At 39.9% G+C, this 20,935-nt stretch carries 15 protein-coding genes and 1 riboswitch; of the genes, 14 read left to right on the top strand and 1 reads right to left on the bottom strand.

Features of this window, described 5'->3' with window-relative positions:
• The 9 genes from AC1RNS_RS11625 (at position 1) to AC1RNS_RS11585 (ending at position 12,049) form a co-directional block, all read left to right on the top strand.
• A complete protein-coding gene (locus AC1RNS_RS11625) occupies positions 1-1,668 on the top strand; it encodes an acyl-CoA dehydrogenase family protein (RefSeq protein WP_492992817.1) in 1,668 nt (555 codons plus the stop codon).
• A gap of 65 nt (positions 1,669-1,733) precedes the next feature.
• A riboswitch (cobalamin riboswitch) is annotated at positions 1,734-1,919 on the top strand.
• 202 nt (positions 1,920-2,121) lie between these two features.
• Positions 2,122-3,084: an ABC transporter substrate-binding protein gene (locus AC1RNS_RS11620; protein WP_492992772.1), complete on the top strand. Its 963-nt coding sequence runs from the start codon at positions 2,122-2,124 to the stop codon at positions 3,082-3,084.
• Positions 3,081-4,082 carry a FecCD family ABC transporter permease gene (locus AC1RNS_RS11615; RefSeq protein WP_492992770.1) on the top strand — a complete coding sequence of 334 codons (1,002 nt, stop codon included), beginning with the start codon at positions 3,081-3,083 and terminating at the stop codon, positions 4,080-4,082. Before AC1RNS_RS11620 ends, AC1RNS_RS11615 begins: the two co-directional genes overlap by 4 nt.
• Entirely contained in the window at positions 4,079-5,536 is a 1,458-nt protein-coding gene (locus tag AC1RNS_RS11610) for an adenosylcobinamide amidohydrolase (RefSeq protein WP_492992768.1), read from the top strand. Before AC1RNS_RS11615 ends, AC1RNS_RS11610 begins: the two co-directional genes overlap by 4 nt.
• 15 nt (positions 5,537-5,551) lie before the next feature.
• Positions 5,552-6,115 carry a cob(I)yrinic acid a,c-diamide adenosyltransferase gene (locus AC1RNS_RS11605; protein WP_492992766.1) on the top strand — a complete coding sequence of 188 codons (564 nt, stop codon included), beginning with the start codon at positions 5,552-5,554 and terminating at the stop codon, positions 6,113-6,115.
• A gap of 238 nt (positions 6,116-6,353) precedes the next feature.
• Complete coding sequence (locus tag AC1RNS_RS11600) at positions 6,354-8,588, top strand: (Fe-S)-binding protein (protein ID WP_492992764.1); 2,235 nt, start codon at positions 6,354-6,356, stop codon at positions 8,586-8,588.
• A 198-nt stretch (positions 8,589-8,786) separates the two neighbouring features.
• A complete protein-coding gene (locus AC1RNS_RS11595; RefSeq protein WP_492992763.1) occupies positions 8,787-9,992 on the top strand; it encodes an acetyl-CoA C-acetyltransferase in 1,206 nt (401 codons plus the stop codon).
• Positions 9,992-10,843, top strand: a complete 852-nt coding sequence (locus tag AC1RNS_RS11590; protein ID WP_427539835.1) for a 3-hydroxybutyryl-CoA dehydrogenase — start codon at positions 9,992-9,994, stop codon at positions 10,841-10,843. Before AC1RNS_RS11595 ends, AC1RNS_RS11590 begins: the two co-directional genes overlap by 1 nt.
• Before the next feature lie 69 nt (positions 10,844-10,912).
• On the top strand, positions 10,913-12,049 hold the full coding sequence (locus tag AC1RNS_RS11585) for an acyl-CoA dehydrogenase (protein ID WP_492992761.1): 1,137 nt from the start codon (positions 10,913-10,915) through the stop codon (positions 12,047-12,049).
• 9 nt (positions 12,050-12,058) lie between these two features.
• On the opposite strand, the gene AC1RNS_RS11580 is transcribed toward AC1RNS_RS11585, so the two are convergent.
• The gene (locus AC1RNS_RS11580) at positions 12,059-12,340 is read right to left on the bottom strand and encodes a hypothetical protein (RefSeq protein WP_492992760.1); all 282 of its coding nucleotides are present in this window, start codon (positions 12,338-12,340) and stop codon (positions 12,059-12,061) included.
• An 83-nt stretch (positions 12,341-12,423) separates the two neighbouring features.
• On the opposite strand from AC1RNS_RS11580, the gene AC1RNS_RS11575 reads away from it, so the two are divergent.
• From AC1RNS_RS11575 to pyrG, 5 genes are all read left to right on the top strand, one after another.
• Complete coding sequence (locus AC1RNS_RS11575; RefSeq protein ID WP_492992758.1) at positions 12,424-13,560, top strand: acyl-CoA dehydrogenase; 1,137 nt, start codon at positions 12,424-12,426, stop codon at positions 13,558-13,560.
• Positions 13,561-13,563: 3 nt separating this feature from the next.
• Positions 13,564-14,199, top strand: a complete 636-nt coding sequence (locus AC1RNS_RS11570; protein WP_054770255.1) for a TetR/AcrR family transcriptional regulator — start codon at positions 13,564-13,566, stop codon at positions 14,197-14,199.
• Positions 14,200-14,333: 134 nt separating this feature from the next.
• Complete coding sequence (gene icmF / locus AC1RNS_RS11565; RefSeq protein ID WP_492992756.1) at positions 14,334-17,582, top strand: fused isobutyryl-CoA mutase/GTPase IcmF; 3,249 nt, start codon at positions 14,334-14,336, stop codon at positions 17,580-17,582.
• A gap of 456 nt (positions 17,583-18,038) precedes the next feature.
• Positions 18,039-18,581 carry a DNA-directed RNA polymerase subunit delta gene (gene rpoE / locus AC1RNS_RS11560; RefSeq protein WP_492992754.1) on the top strand — a complete coding sequence of 181 codons (543 nt, stop codon included), beginning with the start codon at positions 18,039-18,041 and terminating at the stop codon, positions 18,579-18,581.
• Positions 18,582-19,332: 751 nt separating this feature from the next.
• Positions 19,333-20,925 carry a CTP synthase gene (pyrG, locus tag AC1RNS_RS11555; RefSeq protein ID WP_492992752.1) on the top strand — a complete coding sequence of 531 codons (1,593 nt, stop codon included), beginning with the start codon at positions 19,333-19,335 and terminating at the stop codon, positions 20,923-20,925.
• Positions 20,926-20,935: the final 10 nt, after the last annotated feature.

The raw sequence follows: 20,935 nt of genomic DNA, 5'->3' as shown, positions 1-20,935 counted from the left end.
ATGAAAGTGTTACAGCAGGAAGAAGTGAAAACAACGAATTTTTTTAAAGATAATGATACGCTCCATAGTATTTTAGAAATGATGCTTGATAAAGAATTTGCAGAATATGCCACGCGCGAGCTAACAGATTTTGGAGAGCTTTGTGCTGGAGATATTGATAGAAGAGCGAAGCATACGGATAGAGAGGGTGAGCCTCGATTACAGCGTTATAATGCCTATGGTGAAGAGGTTTCAGAGATTTGGGTCAATGATGGTTATAAAAAAACGATTGAAGAGACGTACAATACCGGGATTGTGGGCTACGTGCACAAGAATATTCCACAGCTAGGAAGAAAGGGGAACTATGTTTATAGCTTTGCCCAAGGGTATTTATTATCCCATGCTGAGCCTGGCTTTTATTGTCCTGTTACATTAACAATGGCTACAGCTTATTTACTCGATCATTATGCGAATGATGAGGTGAGGGAACGCTTTTTACCACATGTTTGTGCAACAGGCGATACTGAGCTCTATGAGGGAGCAACCTTTTTAACAGAACGACAAGGTGGCTCAGATGTTGGGGCAAATGTTGTAGAGGCAAGACAGGAAGACGAGCAATTCCGTTTATATGGTGAGAAATATTTTGCATCCAATGTAGGAATGTGCGGTGTAGCGATGGTATTGGCTCGACTCGAGGGGGCTTCTGCTGGCTCTAAAGGGCTAACATTATTTGCAGTTCCTTGGCGAGCGGAGGATGGTACTGTGAATAACCTTCATATTCGCCGTTTAAAGGATAAGCTCGGTGTGAAGGCAGTACCCTCTGGTGAAGTAGAATTTGAAGGTGCACTTGCCTATATTGTAGGTGAGCCGAATAAAGGAATTTATTATATGCTAGAGGCACTTAATCTATCAAGGATATGTAATGCCGTGGCTTCTATAGGTATTACGCGACGCGGCTTTTTAGAGGCAAAGCATTATGTAACAAATCGTTATGCCTTTGGTAAGCCTTTAACGCAATACCCAATGATTCAGGACACACTAGGAAAATTAGCGTCAAAGCTTCATGTAGAAGTAGCAACAGTTTTTGATCTTATTCAGCTATATGATAAAGTGACAAGTGGTCAGGGCAGTCATGAGGATATGATCATGAACCGTTTAAATATTGCTATTATGAAAAAGGAAACAGCTGAGCAAGCGGTGAAATATGCGAGTGAAGTGATTGAATTACATGGCGGAAATGGCTATATTGAAGACTTTGTGACACCTCGCTTACTAAGAGATGCACAGGTGCTTACGGTGTGGGAAGGAACTGCTAATATATTGGCATTAGAGCTGATTCGTTTAGTAGATAAATTCCAAGCACATGAGTTGTTTGTACGTGTTATGGAGGAACGCTTAGCTAAGTTGGCTGATAGTACTCTAGTCCAATTAGTAGTGGAACAATTAGTTCATTTGAAATCGACATTGCATTCATTTAGCTCTTTGGATGAAGCAACAAAAACATTCGAAGCAAAAGCAGTAGCAGAAAAAATGGCGCATATGTATGAAAGTGTTGTAGCAGTTGAATGGGCACACAAATTCGGTGGTAAATATGAAAAGCTGGCAGATATATTTTTAGAGCATACTTGGGCATTAAGAGAACTAGGTGCACCAATGAAAACAGTCCAGTATTTTACAGATATCATTTAATAAATAATAAAGGGGAAGTCGTCTAGATTGGTAGGCGACTTCTTTTGTTTTCATGTATAATAAAATCAACTGAATATTATAAAGGTTCTTTACTTATGTAAAGTGAAAAGGGAAATCGGTGAAATTCCGATGCGGTCCCGCCACTGTATGTGCTAGTTTTTTCAATGTACGCCACTGAAATTTCTTTCGGGAAGGCTTGAAGAAACGTATGGAGCACGAGCCAGGAGACCTGCCTTTATAGAAACACATTTCAACCTACGAGGATAGGGTGGTGGATTTTGCGTATATTTGTGCATTATTACCCCTCACTTTGGATGAGGGGTATTTGTTTTGTATAGGAGATAGCGATAAATTTGAAAAAAAGTGCGATAAACTTACAAAATTCGTCGGTTACTAATCCATCAGCAAAACAAGTTGTTACAATATATGCATCGATAAACTAGGAGGATTTACATGAAGAAATTTTGGAAATTAGGATTGTCCGCATTTTTGGCAATTGGCTTGCTTGCTGCCTGTGGGGAAGGGGCAAAAAATGAAAAGCCGACATCTTCTGAGCAACAAGAAACATCACAGGTAGACAAAGCAACATTCCCAATGACGATAACGGATGCTGTTGGCAAGGATATTACGCTGGAAGCACCACCTGAGAAAATAGTTTCTCTTATTCCAAGTAACACAGAGATTTTATTTGCTCTTGGCTTAAACAATGAAATAATTGGTGTTACCGATAATGATGATTATCCTGCAGAGGCAGCTGAAAAGCAAAAAGTTGGCGGCATGGAATATAATAATGAGCAAATTATTGCCTTAAAGCCAGATATTGTGTTTGCTCACAAATCGAGTATGACACTTTCAGCGGGAGCTATTGAACAGCTTGAGTCTGCCGGTTTAAAGGTTTTTGTGGTAACAGATGCGAAGGACTTTAACGAAACTTACACAACAATTGAACAACTAGGTCGTGCAACTGGGAAATTACCTGAGGCCGAAAAAATCATTAAAGATATGAAGGTAAAAGTAGACGAGGTTCTTGCAAAACTTGAGGATGTAAAGCCAAAGAAAGTTTTTGTAGAAACATCTGATGAACCACATATATTTACAGCTGGTAAAGATACATTTATGAATGAAATGTTAAATATGATTCATGCCGAAAATGTTGCGGCAGATACAGCAGGCTGGTATGAAATCAGTTCCGAACAAATTATTGCAAAAAATCCAGATGTCATCGTGGTGAAATATCATTATGTACCAGATATTTTAACAAAAATTCCACAGCGTGCTGGTTTTGACACAATTACTGCTGTGAAAAATAAAGCCATTGTTCAGGTAGATGAGAATACAACAAGTCGTCAAGGACCTCGTTTAGGAGAGGGACTTGAAGAATTAGCGAAAGCTATCTACCCTGAGGCATTTGAGTGAGTAAAATAGTCGTAGCCTATGTAACCGCCGTTACACTTCTTATCATTAGCATCTGGTGTGGTGTAACAATAGGCTCCGTTCATATTCCGCTAGAAGTATTGTGGAATAAAGCAGCTGATGAAACGGCTGCCAATATTTTTTGGAAAATACGCCTACCACGAGTTCTCCTAGCAGGGCTTGTGGGCGCATCACTTGCCATTGCAGGGGCTGCTTTTCAGGGCTTGTTAAAAAACCCTTTAGCAGATCCTTATACGTTAGGTGTTTCTTCAGGTGCATCAGTTGGTGCTGTAATGACAATATTTTTTGGTATTTCAATTCCAGTAGTTGGCCTTTATGCATTGCCAACCTTCAGTATGCTTGGAGCAGTATTAACGATGATAGCAGTCATGAGCTTTGCAAGAATAGTAGATCGTTCATTGAAAATGGAAACGCTAATTTTAACTGGGGTCATCTTTAGCTCATTTTTAGGCTCACTTATTTCCTTGATGATTGCCTTATCTGGCGAGGAGTTGAGGCAAGTGATAGGATGGCTACTTGGTTCTGTATCGATGAGGGGCTGGCCTTTTGTGCAAATGATTATCCCATTTGTGATTGTAGGTTCATTGATGCTTTGGACCCAAAGAAGGGAATTAAATGTGCTGTTATATGGGGAGGAACGTGCAAAGCACTTAGGTGTTAATGTGAAACGTAGTAAGTATTTAATTTTAGTAGGTGGATCCATGCTGACAGGAGCAGCAGTAGCTGTTTCAGGAACGATTGGTTTCGTTGGATTAGTCGTACCCCATATGACAAGAATGATTTGGGGCTCAGACCACCGTCATTTATTACCATTATCCTTTTTAAATGGTGCGACATTGCTTATTATTTGTGACTTAATTGCAAGAATAATTATTATGCCGAGAGAGCTGCCGATTGGTGTGATTACTGCATTTATTGGGGCACCTGTCTTTTCCTATATTTTTTATAAGCAGCGAAGAAGCAAGGGGGTACGGGCATGATTGTCGTTGAACATCTATCAGGTGGCTATGATGACGTACCAATCGTCAAAGATATCAGTTTTTCAGTGGAAAAGGGAAAAATATTAGGGATTTTAGGTCCAAATGGTAGTGGGAAATCTACACTGTTAAAAGTAATTAGCGGCATATTACCAGCTAAGGCAGGTACTATAAAAGTAGATGGCAAAAATATTAGTTCTTACAATGCTCGTGCTTTGGCAAAAAAAATGGCCGTTCTTCCACAATTACATGCGAATGCTTTCTCAAACAGTGTACGAGAGGCTGTATCACTTGGAAGATATCCACATCAATCAGGGTTCTTTTCCAGCTGGTCGGATAAAGATGAACAAGCAGTACAACATGCAATGGCACAAACAGGTGTGACACGCTATGAGCAGACATCCATGGAATTTTTATCGGGTGGTGAGCAGCAACGAGTTTTTGTAGCCCAAGCTTTAGCGCAGACAGCAGAAATATTATTGCTAGATGAACCAACCAATCATTTAGATATTGCACATCAGCGACAAATATTAGATATGGTACGGAAAGAAGCGGTAGAATGCGGATTAACCGTTATTATGGTGTTACATGATATGAACTTAGCTTCTCTTTATTGCGACGAATTATTATTAATGGAATCGGGGCAGATGCGTGCATTCGGGGTACCCCATGAAGTATTGATGGCTTCTCAAATTGAAGATGTCTATCAGGCGAGGGTAGCGACCTATGCGCACCCTGAAATTCCAAAACCGCAAATAACAATGATGCCAGCATCGGTTGAACATCTGCAACGTGCACATATTAGCAGAGAAAATTTTACGGTTACTGAACATTATATTCAGTTAAAATCTGATTTTCCTTTAAAAACTGTTTCCTCTGCTGTTCATAACCCAGGGATTGGCTGGTATGATTGTCTTTTAAATCGCTCAGTTCCAGGGGAGTATGTCATAAGTGATGTAAAGCGAGAGGTCGCATCATTTTTACAAAGGGAGAATTTTTCTTCAACGAGTACGGTTGTTATGTTAACAGCTGTTCCATCAAGGCTAGTAGCGATTAATGAATATACGGCATCCTTTGGCAGTGTGCTCGTTGCCGTTACTGCTGGTGTGGGCAATGCTGTGGATGTTTCTCGGGCACATGAACGACAGATTGAACCATATATTGGTACTATAAATACATGGGTTATTATCAATGGAAGTCTATCGGAGGAAGCTTTTTTCCAAGCAATGATGACTGCGAATGAGGCAAAAACCAAGGCACTTCAGTCAGAAGATATTCGCGATGAGCTTAGTGGAACCATTGCAACAGGGACTGCTACAGATAGTTTGTTGATTGCTGCTACACAAAAAGGTGAAGAAATGCTATATGGTGGACCGATTACAGAGGTAGGGAAAATCATTGGTAAAGGTGTTTTTGCGACAACTGTGCAAGCCATTAAAAATTATAAAACTGGATGATAGGAGATGAGAGAGATGAAGCTTTACACGAAAACAGGGGATACAGGCAAAACAAGTCTTATTGGTGGACGTGTTGACAAGGATAGCTTACGAGTGGAAACTTACGGGGCTATTGATGAATTAAATTCATTTATTGGCAAGGCCGTGAGTGAATTGGATCGTGAGCTTTTTAAGGATATTCTTATTGACTTAGAAGCAATTCAGCATGAGCTTTTTGATGCAGGAGGGGACCTTGCAAATGTTATGAAGGAGCGTCATTATAAGCTTACGGAGCAACCGATTGAAGTCCTGGAATCTCGAATAGATGCTTTATCAGATGAAGCACCGCCTTTACAGCGTTTTATTTTACCTGGGGGTGCTCCAGCCGCTGCAACCTTACACATTGCCCGTACAGTTGCACGTCGAGCAGAACGCCAAATGGTAACCCTCATGAAGGAGATTCAGGATGTACCGACAATTGTCCAAAAGTATTTAAACCGACTATCTGATTATTTATTTGCTGCTGCACGAGTTGTGAATTTTAGACTGAAGGTTTCTGATATTGAGTATATTCGAAGCGGTAATGTATTTAAAAACTAAGGTAAAATTATTGTAAAGAAAATGAAAAATGGCTACTTTGAAAAAATTCAGGGTGGCTTTTTTTCTTGGAAAGTGTAAGAATATAAAATTATCAGAAATATTTCCGTTTTATGTTGACTGAATGCTCACTCATTTATTAGAATAGGAATATAATGATGGAATGACGTACATTTAAGTATGAGCTAGCAAATTTACCACAAAGAGAGAAAATTACGACAAACTAAAGGGGGGACCAACCATGAGTCCATTATTAATTGCAAACATTGTTTTAACAGTCGTGGTTGTGCTTTATGCAGTAGGATTGTTTTTCTATCTGTTAAAAACACGCTATAAGTTTGTGCAATTGGGGAAAAAGGTTGAGTTTGATGAAAGTGTAAAAGAACGAATTCGTTATATTATGGTCAATGTATTTGGCCAAAATAAACTTCTGAAAGATCCAAAGAGTGGATTAATTCACGTAATGTTCTTCTATGGATTTTTAATGGTGCAGCTAGGAGCCATTGATTTAATTTGGAAGGGATTAGTACCTGAATCACATTTGCCGCTGGGCATTTTCTATGGTGTCTTTACGTTCTTCCAAGAGCTTGTGGTCTTAATGATTTTAGTAGCAGTTGTCTGGGCGTTTTATCGTCGTTATGTAGAAAAGCTAGTACGTCTAAAACGAGGCTGGAAAAACGGTCTTGTATTAATTTTCATTGGCGGCTTAATGATATCAACATTAATCGCTAATGGTATGGGGTTAATTTGGCATGGTGAGGAATTAACATATACAGAACCAGTTGCTTCTAGTATTGCTGCTATTTTTAGTTTCCTACCAGAAACAGCAGCTGCAGCTATATTCTATGTGATGTGGTGGGCACACTTATTAATTTTATTAACATTCCTAGTGTATGTACCGCAATCCAAGCACTTCCACTTAATTGTTAGTCCACTTAATGTTTATATGAATCGTCTAGATCGTGTAGGAACGCTAACACCGATCGACTTTGAAGCATTAGAGGAAGCTGGAGAAAATGCTGACAGTGAAGATGAGATGCCATCTATTGGGGTTGGACGCATTCAGGACTTTACGCAAAAGCAAATGCTAGATTTATATTCCTGTGTAGAATGTGGGCGCTGTACAAATATGTGTCCTGCAACAGGAACAGGTAAAATGCTATCACCGATGGATTTAATCGTGAAGCTTCGTGACCATTTAACATTTACAGGTGCAGTGGTGACAAAGCAAAAGCCGTGGGTACCTTATCAATTCTTTGCTAATACCAAAGGAAATCAGTTAGCAATGGCGTCTGGTGCCGAGGGTGCGGTAATTGAAGATATTTATAGTCCATCTTTAATCGGTGAAGTGATTACGGAAGAAGAGATATGGGCATGTACGACTTGTCGTAACTGTGAGGATCAATGTCCAGTTATGAATGAACATGTCGATAAAATTATTGACCTTCGTCGTTATTTAACAATGACAGAAGGGAAAGTAAATCCAGATGCACAACGTGCGATGACAAATATCGAGCGTCAAGGAAATCCTTGGGGCTTAAACCGTAAAGAAAAAGAAAATTGGCGTGACCTTGATCCAACAATCCACATTCCAACAGTCAAAGAGCTGAAAAAATCTGGCGAGGAAATGGAATATTTATTATGGGTAGGCTCAATGGGGGCATTTGATAACCGCTCACAAAAAATTGCCTTAGCCTTCTGTCGCCTATTAAATGAGGCAGGCGTGAAATTTGCGATTTTAGGAAATAAAGAGAAAAATTCAGGAGATACACCTCGTCGTTTAGGAAATGAATTTTTATTCCAAGAGCTTGCGACAGCGAATATTGATGAGTTTGAGAAAAACGATGTGAAGAAAATTGTGACAATCGATCCTCATGCTTACAATATCTTCAAAAACGAATATCAAGACTTTGGCTGGAAGGGTGAAGTATATCATCACACAGAGCTGTTAAATCAGCTGATTGAGGAAAATCGACTTGCGTTGAATTATGAAGTTCATGAAACAATTGTCTTCCATGATTCTTGTTACTTAGGTCGTTATAACGATGTTTATGATGCACCGCGTGAGATACTACGAGGTATTCCAGGCGTGAAGCTTGTAGAAATGGAACGTAATCGCGAAACGGCTATGTGCTGTGGTGCGGGTGGTGGCTTAATGTGGATGGAAGAACATGTTGGTAACCGTATTAATGTTGCACGTACAGAGCAGGCTTTAGCAACGAATGCATCTGTTATTTCATCAGGCTGTCCATACTGCTTAACGATGCTAGAAGATGGTACAAAGGCAAAAGAGGTTGAGGATACAATTGGAACATTCGACGTTGCAGAACTATTAGAGCGGTCTGTCTTTGGTGAAAAAGGAAAAGCTGTTGAAAACCCTGCTGAAGAAGCTGCAGATGAGATGCTTGAAGAGGTAGTGGCTTCTGTAGACAATGTCGAACAAGACAAGAATGTAGAAATTAACGCAGAGAAATGATGGCTATTGTAGAAATATTTTAGTTATCTGAAAAATATAAATTGCACAATAAATAATTGTTTTGTAGAATAAGATTAAATGGAAATGGGAGTGAGGCTTTAAACTCCCATTTTTCATAGAGAAAAACCGAGCGAGCGTTCAGTCAACAACGGTGCTCTGATAATTCATAGAGTACGTAAAACAAAAGGGGTGTTTTACTTGAATAGAGCTGTTATTTTAGCAGGAGCAAGGACGGCATTTGGGAAGTTTGGAGGTTCACTTTCAGCATTAAGTGCAAGTGATTTAGGTGCTATTGCCATAAGGGGCGCACTAGAGAGAGCGAATATTTCACCAGATGCTGTGAATGAAGTGATTTTAGGCTCCGTTTTACAAGGGGGACAGGGCCAAATTCCTTCTAGACAGGCTGCGATTAAAGCAGACTTACCGAAAGCTGTAAAAACAGAAACGATTAACAAAGTTTGTGCTTCAGGAATGCGTGCTGTCACACTAGCAGATCAGCTTATTCGTTTAGGGGATGAAGAAGTGATTATCGCTGGTGGTATGGAATCAATGTCCAATGCACCGTACTATCTACAAAATGGTCGAACAGGGTTACGTATGGGTGATTCAACAATGGTGGATGGAATGTTATATGATGGTTTAACATGTGCTTTCGATAAGGCAAGACCGCATATGGGAAGCTACGGCAATTCAACAGCCAAAGAGTTTTCATTAAGCCGTGAGGAGCAGGATGATTGGTCTGTTCGCAGTCATGAGCGCGCACTGTCAGCAATTGAAAAAGGTTATTTTGCTGAAGAAATTGTGCCTGTAGAAATCCCACAACGTAAGGGAGAGCCACTTCTAGTTGATACAGATGAGGCACCAAGAGCGGGTACGTCCTTGGAGGTACTTGCGAAGCTTAGACCAGCCTTTGATAAGGATGGAACTATTACAGCGGGTAACGCACCTGGGGTAAATGATGGTGCATGTGCACTAGTAGTCATGAGCGAAGAACGTGCAGCACGTGAAGGCAGAGAGCCACTAGCAATAATCATTGGTCATGAAGAACTTGCCATTGAGCCAGCGAACTTCCCGCAAACACCTGGTCTGGTGATTAATAAATTGCTGGAAAATACAGGGAAATCATTAACGGACATTGATTTAATTGAAATCAATGAGGCCTTTGCTGCAGTAGCGTTAGTTAGCAAACAGCTAGCGGATTTAGATGCTGAAAAGGTCAATGTGAATGGTGGAGCAGTAGCGCTAGGTCATCCAATAGGTGCATCTGGAGCACGTATTATTTTAACGCTTGCGCAGGAATTAAAGCGTCGTGGCGGTGGCATCGGAATTGCAGCGATTTGTTCAGGTGGTGGGCAAGGAGATGCAATTATGATTGAAGTACCGAAAACAGGGGGACATGAATGATGGGTATCCAAAAGGTAATGGTCATTGGTGCAGGACAAATGGGCTCTGGCATTGCACAAGTTTGTGCACAGGCAGGCTATGAGGTCAAATTGAATGATATGAAGCAAGAGTTTTTCGAACGTGGTCTAGGAGTTATTACGAAAAATTTATCACGCGATGTAGAAAAAGGTCGTAAAACAGAAGAAGAGAAAGCGGCTATATTAGGTCGTATCGTGATGTCACTAGATTTACAGGATGCTAGTGATGTAGATATTATCATCGAGGCTGCTGTAGAAAATATGGAAGTGAAGCAATCTATTTTTAAGCAAATTGATCAAATTGCACCAGCACATGCTATTTTAGCTACGAATACATCTTCACTTCCAATTACAGAAATCGCAGCTGTTACTAATCGTCCAGAGCAAGTAATTGGGATGCATTTTATGAATCCTGTTCCTGTTATGAAGCTAGTGGAAATCATTAGAGGATTAGCAACGAGTGATGAAGTCTATAAAGCAGTGGAAGACATGACAGTAAAAGTATCCAAAACACCAGTGGAAGTAAATGATTTCCCAGGCTTTATTTCAAATCGTATTTTACTCCCTATGATTAACGAAGCAATTTATGCATTGTATGAGGGTGTAGCAACTAAGGAAGCAATCGATGATGTGATGAAGCTTGGTATGAATCATCCGATGGGACCATTAACGCTGGCAGACTTTATTGGCCTTGATACATGTCTCTACATCATGGAGATTTTACATGAGGGCTTAGGTGATAGTAAGTATAGACCTTGTCCACTGCTTCGTAAATATGTGGCAGCGGGCTGGCTAGGAAAGAAATCAGGAAGAGGCTTTTACGTTTATGAATAATCCTATGGGGATGGGACCATTTCAAGAAAATGTAATGTTGCGGGACAACTTAGAGGGGTGACAATATAGATGCATTTACAGTTTACAGATGAACAAATAATGATGCGAGATATGGTTCGAGATTTTGCACAGGAAAAAATTGAACCATGGGTAGAGCGCATGGAAGCAGGAGAGTTTCCACGTGAGCTTCTTGCACAAATGGGTGAACTTGGATTAATGGGAATCACAACGCCAGAAGAGTTGGGCGGGGCAGCGATGGATTTTACATCGTACATAATTGCTATTAACGAACTATCGAAGGTGAGTGCAGTAATGGGCGTTATTTTATCCGTTCATACTTCAGTAGGCACCAATCCAATTATTTATTTTGGAAATGAAGAGCAAAAGAAACGCTATGTTCCAAAGCTTGCAGCAGGTGAATATTTAGGAGCATTCTGTTTAACAGAACCAAGTGCTGGCTCAGACGCTGGCTCGTTACAATCAAAGGCAGTGCAAGATGGCGATGAGTATGTCATTAACGGCTCCAAAGTATTTATAACAAATGGTGGAGAGGCTGATGTGTATATTGTATTCGCATCGACGAACCCTGCTGAAAAAACACGCGGCATTTCTGCGTTTATAGTTGAGAAGGGAACGCCAGGCTTAATTATCGGTAAAGATGAACAGAAAATGGGCTTACATGGCTCACGTACAGTTCAGCTCACATTCGATAATTGCCGTGTACCAGCCGAAAACCTACTTGGGAAAGAGGGAGAAGGCTTTAAAATTGCAATGGCTAACTTAGATGTTGGAAGAATTGGAATTGCAGCACAGGCTTTAGGGATTGCGGAAGCAGCTCTTGAGGCAGCTACGGCATATGCAAAAGAGCGTGTTCAATTTGGTAAACCGATTGTTGCACAGCAAGGAGTTGGCTTTAAGCTAGCGGATATGGCCACAACTGTAGAATCAGCAAAATTATTAGTCTATCGAGCTGCTGATTTGCGTTCGAAGGGTTTACCGTGTGGAGCAGAAGCGTCGATGGCGAAACTATTTGCCTCACGCACAGCTGTCCAAACCGCAATAGAGGCTGTCCAAATTTTTGGTGGCTATGGCTACACGGAAGATTATCCAGTAGAGCGTTATTTCCGGGATGCAAAGGTAACAGAAATCTATGAAGGTACAAGTGAAATTCAACGGTTAGTTATTAGTAAACATTTACTGAAATAAAGTCCTATTTTATGTTGCAAAGTTGATATTTGGCTCAGGTGATGTGGGGAACCGCTCAGGTTGGGAGGAGAACCACTCAGGTAGCCAAGGAAATTGCTCGGGTAAGGCATGGAAACGCTCGGGTAGCCATAGGAAATGCTCGGCTGAGGCAGAGAACCGCTCGGGTAGCCAAAGAAATTGCTCAGATGAACCCGAAAACTGCTCGGGCAGCCAAGGAAACTGCTCAGCCCAATAAGCTAATAACCCATGTCGTGCCGAGATTCCAATCGCTACTAGAATGCACAAAGTCAAAGAGCAATCATCAAAGAAGCGTAACCACTTAGAAATCAATAGTTTAGCAATAATAGAGTCTAACTAAAAAGGGGAAATGGACAATGAACTTTCAATTAACAGAAGAGCATGAACAATTACGCGAAATGATTCGTGATTTTGCTATTAATGAAGTGGCACCAACAGCAGCGGAGCGTGACGAGAACGAAGAGTTTGATCGCGCAATTTTTGATAAAATGGCGGAGCTTGGTTTAACTGGTATTCCATGGCCGGAGGAATATGGTGGGGCAGGCTTCGATTATCTTGCGTATGTTATTGCTGTAGAAGAATTATCACGTGTCTGTGCTTCAACAGGGGTAACGTTATCAGCCCATACGTCACTGGCAGGCTGGCCAATTTATAAATTTGGTAATGAAGAACAAAAGCAAAAGTATCTTCGTCCAATGGCTGAAGGTAAACATATTGGGGCATATGGCTTAACAGAGCCAGGGTCAGGTTCAGATGCTGGTGGCATGAAAACCTATGCAAAACGTGATGGTGATGATTATATATTAAACGGCTCGAAAATTTTCATTACAAATGGTGGAGTAGCAGATACATATGTTGTATTTGCTGTCACAGATCCTGAAGCTAAGAATAGCACATCCGCTTTTATCGTTGAGGCTGGATTTGAAGGCTTCTCAGTAGGGAAAAAGGAGAAAAAATTAGGGATTCGTTCATCTCCGACAACTGAAATTATTTTTGATAACTGTCGTGTTCCAAAAGAAAATTTGCTTGGGGCTGAGGGAGAAGGCTTTAAAGTGGCAATGACAACACTTGATGGTGGACGTAACGGTATTGCAGCTCAGGCTGTAGGGATTGCACAAGGAGCATTGGATGCAGCGGTTGAGTATGCAAAAGAGCGTGTGCAATTTGGTAAACCGATAACAGCCAATCAAGGTGTGTCTTTCAAACTAGCAGATATGGCTACTCAAATCGAAGCATCTCGACTGCTTACATACCAAGCGGCTTGGTTAGAATCAAATAGTCTACCATATGGTAAAGCATCTGCAATGGCGAAATTAATGGCTGGCGATACGGCGATGAGTGTAACGACTGAGGCTGTTCAAATTTTTGGCGGATATGGTTATACGAAAGATTACCCAGTTGAGCGCTTTATGCGTGATGCTAAAATTACACAAATCTATGAAGGCACGCAAGAGATTCAACGTCTTGTTATCTCGCGTATGCTAACAAAATAATACATGACAGAAAAAGAGAAAAGGCCCCAGGTACAGTCAACAGTTAAAGATGAAAATCTCATCGCCATTCGTCGGGAACAAATGATACAAGGAGCCATTAAATTATTTAAAGAAAAAGGTTTTCATCGTGCCACGACGAGAGAAATCGCAAAAGCTGCTGGCTTTAGTATCGGTACTTTATATGAGTATATCCGAACTAAAGAGGATGTTCTTTACCTAGTATGTGATAGTATTTATCATCACGCTATGGAGCGACTTTCAAGTTATGAGATAAAAGCAGGGACGATAGAAGAATTAAAAGAGATGATCCGAGAATATTTCTTGCAAATTGATCACATGGTTGATGAGCTGACAATCATGTATCAGGAAACAAAATCATTATCAAAAGAAGCACAGCGCTATGTATTTAGTAAGGAGTTTGAGATGGTTGCCACGTTTGAGCGATTACTAAAGCGATGTGTTCAATCAGGTGAAATAACAATGACCGATAAGCAAATCCATTTGGCAGCCAATAATTTAGTTGTCTCAGGGCAAAGCTGGGCGTTCCGAAAATGGGCGCTGCATCGTCAGCATTCGATTGATGAATTTATTGACATGCAAATCACATTGTTTATTTCAGGTATAAAGGGGTTCTGTTAAGGGGTTGTCGGTAATTGCATAGAGCGACATTGCAATTACCGACTTTTTTATGAACTGCAAAAGGGCAGCTCCAGGCTAGGAGTGCCCATAATACAAAGGTGTATTTGATTAAGGGGAGAAAGTAGGGGTTTCATATGACAAAGGTAGAAGTATATCGTCCAAAAAATCACGTACGTTTTGTTACAGCATCGAGTCTATTTGATGGGCATGATGCTTCGGTCAACATTATGCGACGTATTTTGCAATCTAGCGGGGTAGAGGTTATTCATTTAGGACATAATCGCTCTGTAGAAGAAGTCGTCAATGCTGCGATTCAAGAAGATGCGCAAGGTGTTGCCATCTCGTCTTATCAAGGCGGCCATATGGAATACTTTAAATATATGTATGATTTACTGCGTGAAAAAGGTGCCCCACATATTAAAATTTATGGTGGTGGCGGCGGTGTTATTTTGCCGCGTGAAATTAAGGAGCTACATGCTTATGGGATTTCAGGTATTTTCTCGCCAGAGGATGGACGTGTTTTAGGTTTGCAAGGGATGATCAATGAACAAATTAAAGGTACTGATTTCCCTACAGCAACAGGTAGCTATCTAGAAAAGTTAGAAATGTTAACGACAGAGACACCAGAGATTTTAGCGAATTTGATCACTGCCGCTGAGTCGAATGATGATGATGAAACGAAAAAAATGATAGAAGAGGCTCGTAAGCGCACGAAAGGGACACCTGTTTTAGGTATTACTGGTACTGGTGGTGCTGGGAAATCGTCCCTGACAGATGAGTTAATTCGTCGATTTTTAAAAGAATTCCCAGATAAACGTGTAGCAATTCTTTCAGTCGATCCAACTAAGCAAAAAACAGGTGGCGCATTGCTAGGTGACCGAATACGTATGAATGCGATCTTTAACAATCGAGTATATATGCGTAGTTTAGCAACTCGTGGATCTCGTACGGAGCTTTCCGCTTCAATTGGAGATGTGCTAGATGTCGCTCGTGTAGCTGGCTATGATTTAATCATTGTAGAAACAAGCGGTATCGGTCAAGGGGATGCTGAAATTACAAAATATACGGACCTATCCATGTATGTGATGACAAGCGAGTTTGGTGCTCCAACACAGCTTGAGAAAATTGATATGATTGATTTTGCGGATGTTATCGCTATCAATAAATTTGAACGTAAGGGCTCTGAGGATGCGCTACGTCAGGTACAGAAGCAATATCAACGTTCTCGAGAGCTTTGGCATGAATCACTAGATACAATGCCAGTTTATGGTACGATTGCTAGCCAATTCAATGATAAAGGTACGAATGCTTTATTTGCTGCACTTGTTAACATTATTAATGAAAAGACAGGCTACAATTGGGAAACAGGGTATGAGCAATTTGCGAAAACGCAAAAGCAGGATGTCATTATTCCGAATGACCGTCGCTATTATTTAAGAGAAATTACAGATACAGTGCGTGGCTATCATAAAAAATCAGAGCAGCAGGTAGCGTTTGCACGTCAGCTATTCCAGCTAGAGGGTGCAATTGCTGCTGTGAAAGAAAAGGCTCCTGATGATGCACTTGTCGCATCTCTCACTTCTTTAGCAGAAGGTGTCAGAGACGAATTAACAGCAGAATCCAAACGGATTTTAGATAATTGGCAGGCTCTAAAGGAAGCATATGCAGGAGATGAATTTGTCACGAAGGTTCGAGATAAGGAAATTCGAACAATATTAAAAACGACGAGTCTTTCTGGAACAAAAATTCCAAAGGTTGCCTTGCCGAAATTTGAGGACTATGGTGAAATTCTACGCTGGGTTTATAAAGAAAATGTACCTGGGGAATTCCCATATACAGCAGGGGTATTCCAATTTAAACGTGAAGGGGAAGATCCGAAGCGACAATTCGCGGGTGAGGGAACACCAGAACGAACAAATAGACGATTCCATTATCTATCGAAGGATGATGATGCAAAACGTTTATCTACAGCATTTGACTCAGTAACACTCTATGGTGAGGATCCAGATTATCGACCAGATATTTATGGGAAGGTTGGAGAATCAGGTGTCTCTATATGTACGTTAGAGGATATGAAAAAGCTTTATGCGGGCTTTGATTTATGTGCTCCGTCAACATCAGTATCCATGACAATTAATGGTCCTGCACCAATTATTTTAGCGATGTTTATGAATACGGCTATTGATCAACAAGTGAAACTACGTGAGAAAGAACTTAGTCGACCTTTGACAGTTGAAGAATTTACAGAGACACGAGAGCAAACATTACAGGTTGTGCGTGGAACCGTTCAAGCGGATATTTTAAAAGAAGATCAAGGGCAAAATACATGTATTTTCTCAACAGAGTTTGCCTTACGTATGATGGGAGATATTCAACAATACTTTATTGACCATAAAGTTCGTAATTATTATTCAGTATCAATTTCTGGATATCATATTGCTGAAGCTGGCGCAAATCCAATTTCGCAATTGGCCTTTACATTGGCAAATGGCTTTACGTATGTAGAGTATTATTTAAGTCGTGGTATGAATATTAATGATTTTGCACCAAACCTATCATTCTTCTTCTCGAATGGACTTGATCCAGAGTACACGGTTATTGGACGTGTTGCTCGTCGCATTTGGGCAGTTATAATGCGTGATAAGTATAACGCTAATGAACGTGCACAAAAATTAAAGTACCATATTCAAACATCTGGACGTAGCTTGCATGCACAGGAGATTGATTTTAATGATATTCGTACAACGTTACAGGCACTAATGGCATTACAGGATAACTGTAATTCATTGCATACAAATGCCTATGATGAGGCCATCACAACGCCTACGGAAGAGTCAGTTCGTCGTGCGATGGCTATTCAGATGATTATTACAAAAGAACATGGTTTAGCGAAAAATGAAAACCCATTACAAGGGGCATTTATCGTGGAAGAGCTAACAGATCTTGTAGAAGAAGCTGTTCTAGAAGAGTTTGATCGCATAAATGATCGTGGTGGCGTGCTAGGTGCAATGGAAACACAATATCAACGTGGTAAAATTCAAGAGGAATCCATGTACTATGAAATGTTGAAACATTCTGGTGAGCTACCGATTATCGGTGTTAACACATATTTGAATCCGAATCCACCTTCTGATGCGGATATAGATAATATGGAGATTGCTCGTGCGTCGAAAGATGAAAAAGAGACGCAAATCCATAATTTACAGGGATTCTGGAAGCAGCACGAAAGTGAATCAGAAGCAGCAATTACACGCTTACAGGAAGTGGCTGTTAACAACGGTAATATTTTTGCAGAGCTAATGGAAACAGTAAAAGTAGCAAGTTTAGGACAAATTACGAAGGCTTTATATGAGGTAGGCGGACAATATCGCCGTAATATGTAATTTGTAAATGTGCATATCTTCTTACTTATTAGCATTTATTCTATATTAATACAAAATGCTTTTGTAGTTTTAGGTGTCTAGTCTTAGGATTAGGCACTTTTTTTTATTTTCGTTATAATAGAACTGTAAAAAAAGGGGAGGCGCAGTAGAGGATGAAATCAGCTTTTCACTACATCATTATTTTAGCTTTAGTGTTAGGAGTTATTTTCCTGTATAATAAGCAAATTGGCGCTGTTCCTTTACTAATTCTATCTGTATATTTGTTTTACCTTGGTATAAAAAAAATACGTGGTATAAAAAACAGTAATTGAAGCTAGCAAAGAGGATAAAACTTTGTATATAATGGGTATTATGCTTATGATATGGAAAGTTACTTTTGTGCGGTCTTTTTTTGCTGCGCTCCGAAAATAAAGCAATAAAAACGTCCATTGTGATGAGAGAAAGGAAGTGCACGAATTGAATTTTCGTGAAATGACAAAGGAACAATTAGCGGAAGAATCGTTAATTAATTTAGCTTATGTAATTTTAAATGAAAAACGTGCCTCAGTGTCTTTTAATGACTTACTAACAATCATTCAGGAGCTTGTAGGCTATAGTAATGAAGAAATTAAAGCACGCCTACTACAATTTTACACAGATCTGAATGTAGATGGTCGCTTCTTATACAATCAAGAGACAGGTTGGGGTCTACGAGAATGGTTTAAAGTTGAGCAAATTGAGGAAGAAACGGCTCCTTCTGTGAAAACTCATAAGAAAAAATCTAAAGCTACCCTTGATGATGAAGATCTAGATGAAGATTTAGATTTAGAAGAAGAAGACATTGACTTTGATGAAGATTATGAGGAATTTGTTGAGGAAGACGATGTTGAGGAAGACGAAGCGAAAGAAGACATTGATTTTGACGATGAAGATATAGAGGACATCGATGAAGAAATCGATGAGGACTTTATCGAAGAAGATGACGATGAGGAATTCGACGAAGAAGAGGAAGAAATTTAATTTTTCTATCTTTTATGCCCTTGGTAATAATTCTTGACTTCTATCTCGGTTACGTTTAATCTTTTACTTGGGCTCCTTAAAAAAGGAGAAAGACCGTGTATGTAATACGCTCCCCCTGCAAACCTATGCAGGAGGAGCGTTTTTTTGTTGTTAACTTTATCTTCATTCAGCAAATATTTTTGTATCGAAAGCATAGCGGCAGATACAGAAGACTCCCACCTCTACATGTGGTGAGATGAATGCGGTATTGGTTCCTTTTCAGTGGGTGTCCAAACACCTACTGAAATAGAGGAACTCAGGCTAAGAACTTCACTTCCTGTGAAAACGCCTGAGTGACCAACATCATGTTGGCCCAAAGCCTCTGGCAGATGTCACGGATTTTCAAAGGAATGAATTGTGCGGCACAATTCAAAAGCCGGACGCAATTACGCCAAGGCGAAATTGATTCAGTTAAACACTCCCAAATTACTACTGACATGAATATAAATGTTTCAAATACTTCATGATGTATAGTAATCGGTGACTGAATAAATGTTAGCAATTAATTTTTAAAAGGAAAGTAGAAAAGAGATAGAAACGATTAAGCTTCGAATTGACTACACTTTTTTGTAGGCATTCTCGGCTTTTCTTATTTTTAGGTATAAGTATTTCTTAACCGAGACATTTACGCTAAGATACTTAGTTGTTAACACGGCGTATATGCACTTTTCTTACTTGCAATTTTTAGAACATCATAAGGAGGAATTTTTTCATGACAAAGTATATTTTTGTAACAGGTGGGGTTGTGTCATCGCTTGGAAAAGGGATTGTAGCGGCATCTTTAGGTCGTTTATTAAAAAATCGTGGGTTAGAAGTAACCATTCAAAAATTTGACCCTTATATCAATATTGACCCAGGTACAATGAGTCCTTATCAACATGGTGAGGTTTTCGTAACAGATGATGGCGCAGAGGCTGACCTTGACTTAGGTCACTATGAACGATTCATTGATATTAACCTTGGCAAACATTCTACTGTAACGTCAGGTCGTGTTTATCAGTCTGTTTTACAAAAAGAACGCCGCGGAGATTACAATGGTGGTACAGTACAAGTAATTCCTCATATAACAAATGAAATCAAAGATCGTATTCAACGTGCTGGACGCGAAACAAATGCCGATGTAGTTATTACAGAGGTAGGTGGAACAGTAGGGGATATCGAATCATTGCCATTCCTTGAGGCAATTCGCCAAATGAAAACGAACCTAGGTCATAACAATGTCTTGTATGTACATTGTACGCTTATTCCTTATATTAAAGCAGCAGGTGAGCTAAAAACAAAGCCAACTCAACATTCTGTAAAAGAATTACGTTCTTTAGGTATTCAACCAAACATTATCGTTGTGCGCACAGAGCAAGAGGTACCTCAAGATATGAAAGAGAAATTGGCTTTATTCTGTGATGTACAGCCACATGAAATTATTGAATCTCGTGATGCTGAACATTTATATGAAGTACCATTGAATCTTCATGCGCAAGATTTCGATGATATCGTTCTTGACCATTTTGGCATCGAGGCACCAGAGGCAGATATGGAGGAATGGCGTGAGCTTGTAACGAAAGTGAAAAGCTTACCAAATAAACGTAAAGTAGCATTAGTAGGTAAATATGTTGAACTACAAGATGCTTACATTTCTGTTGTAGAAGCATTAAAACACGCTGGCTACGCATTTAATTCAGATATTGATATTGACTGGATTAATGCTGAGCATGTAGATGCTGACAATGTTGCTTCACTATTAAACGGAGCGGACGCTATTTTAGTGCCTGGTGGCTTTGGTGATCGTGGTGTAGAAGGTAAAATTTTAGCGACACAATATGCTCGAGAAAATAATATTCCGTTTTTAGGTATTTGCTTAGGTATGCAACTGGCAACAGTGGAATTTGCTCGTAACGTACTTGGCTTAAAGGGTGCACATTCTACAGAGCTTGATGCAAAAACAGATTATCCTATTATTGATTTCTTACCAGAACAAAATGATAATGTTGATATTGGTGGTACATTACGTTTAGGCTTATATCCATGTAAGTTAAAAGATGGCTCAAAAGCAAAGAATGCATATGGGAAAGAGCTTGTTTATGAACGTCATCGTCACCGCTATGAATTTAACAATGAGTATCGTGAAGCTATGGAAGCGGCAGGTCTTGTCTTCTCAGGTACAAGTCCTGATGGTAAGTTAGTGGAAATAATTGAGTTACCAGATCATAATTTCTTTGTAGCTTGTCAATTCCATCCTGAACTTGTTTCACGTCCAAATCGTCCACAACCATTGTTCCGAGATTTTATCGGTGCAACTTTTAAATAACGCAAAAAGA

The organism is Lysinibacillus sp. GW821-FHT14F06 (assembly GCF_058803665.1).
Note: the sequence above shows the minus strand (reverse complement) of the source record. Positions and strands in the feature narration are given on the sequence as shown.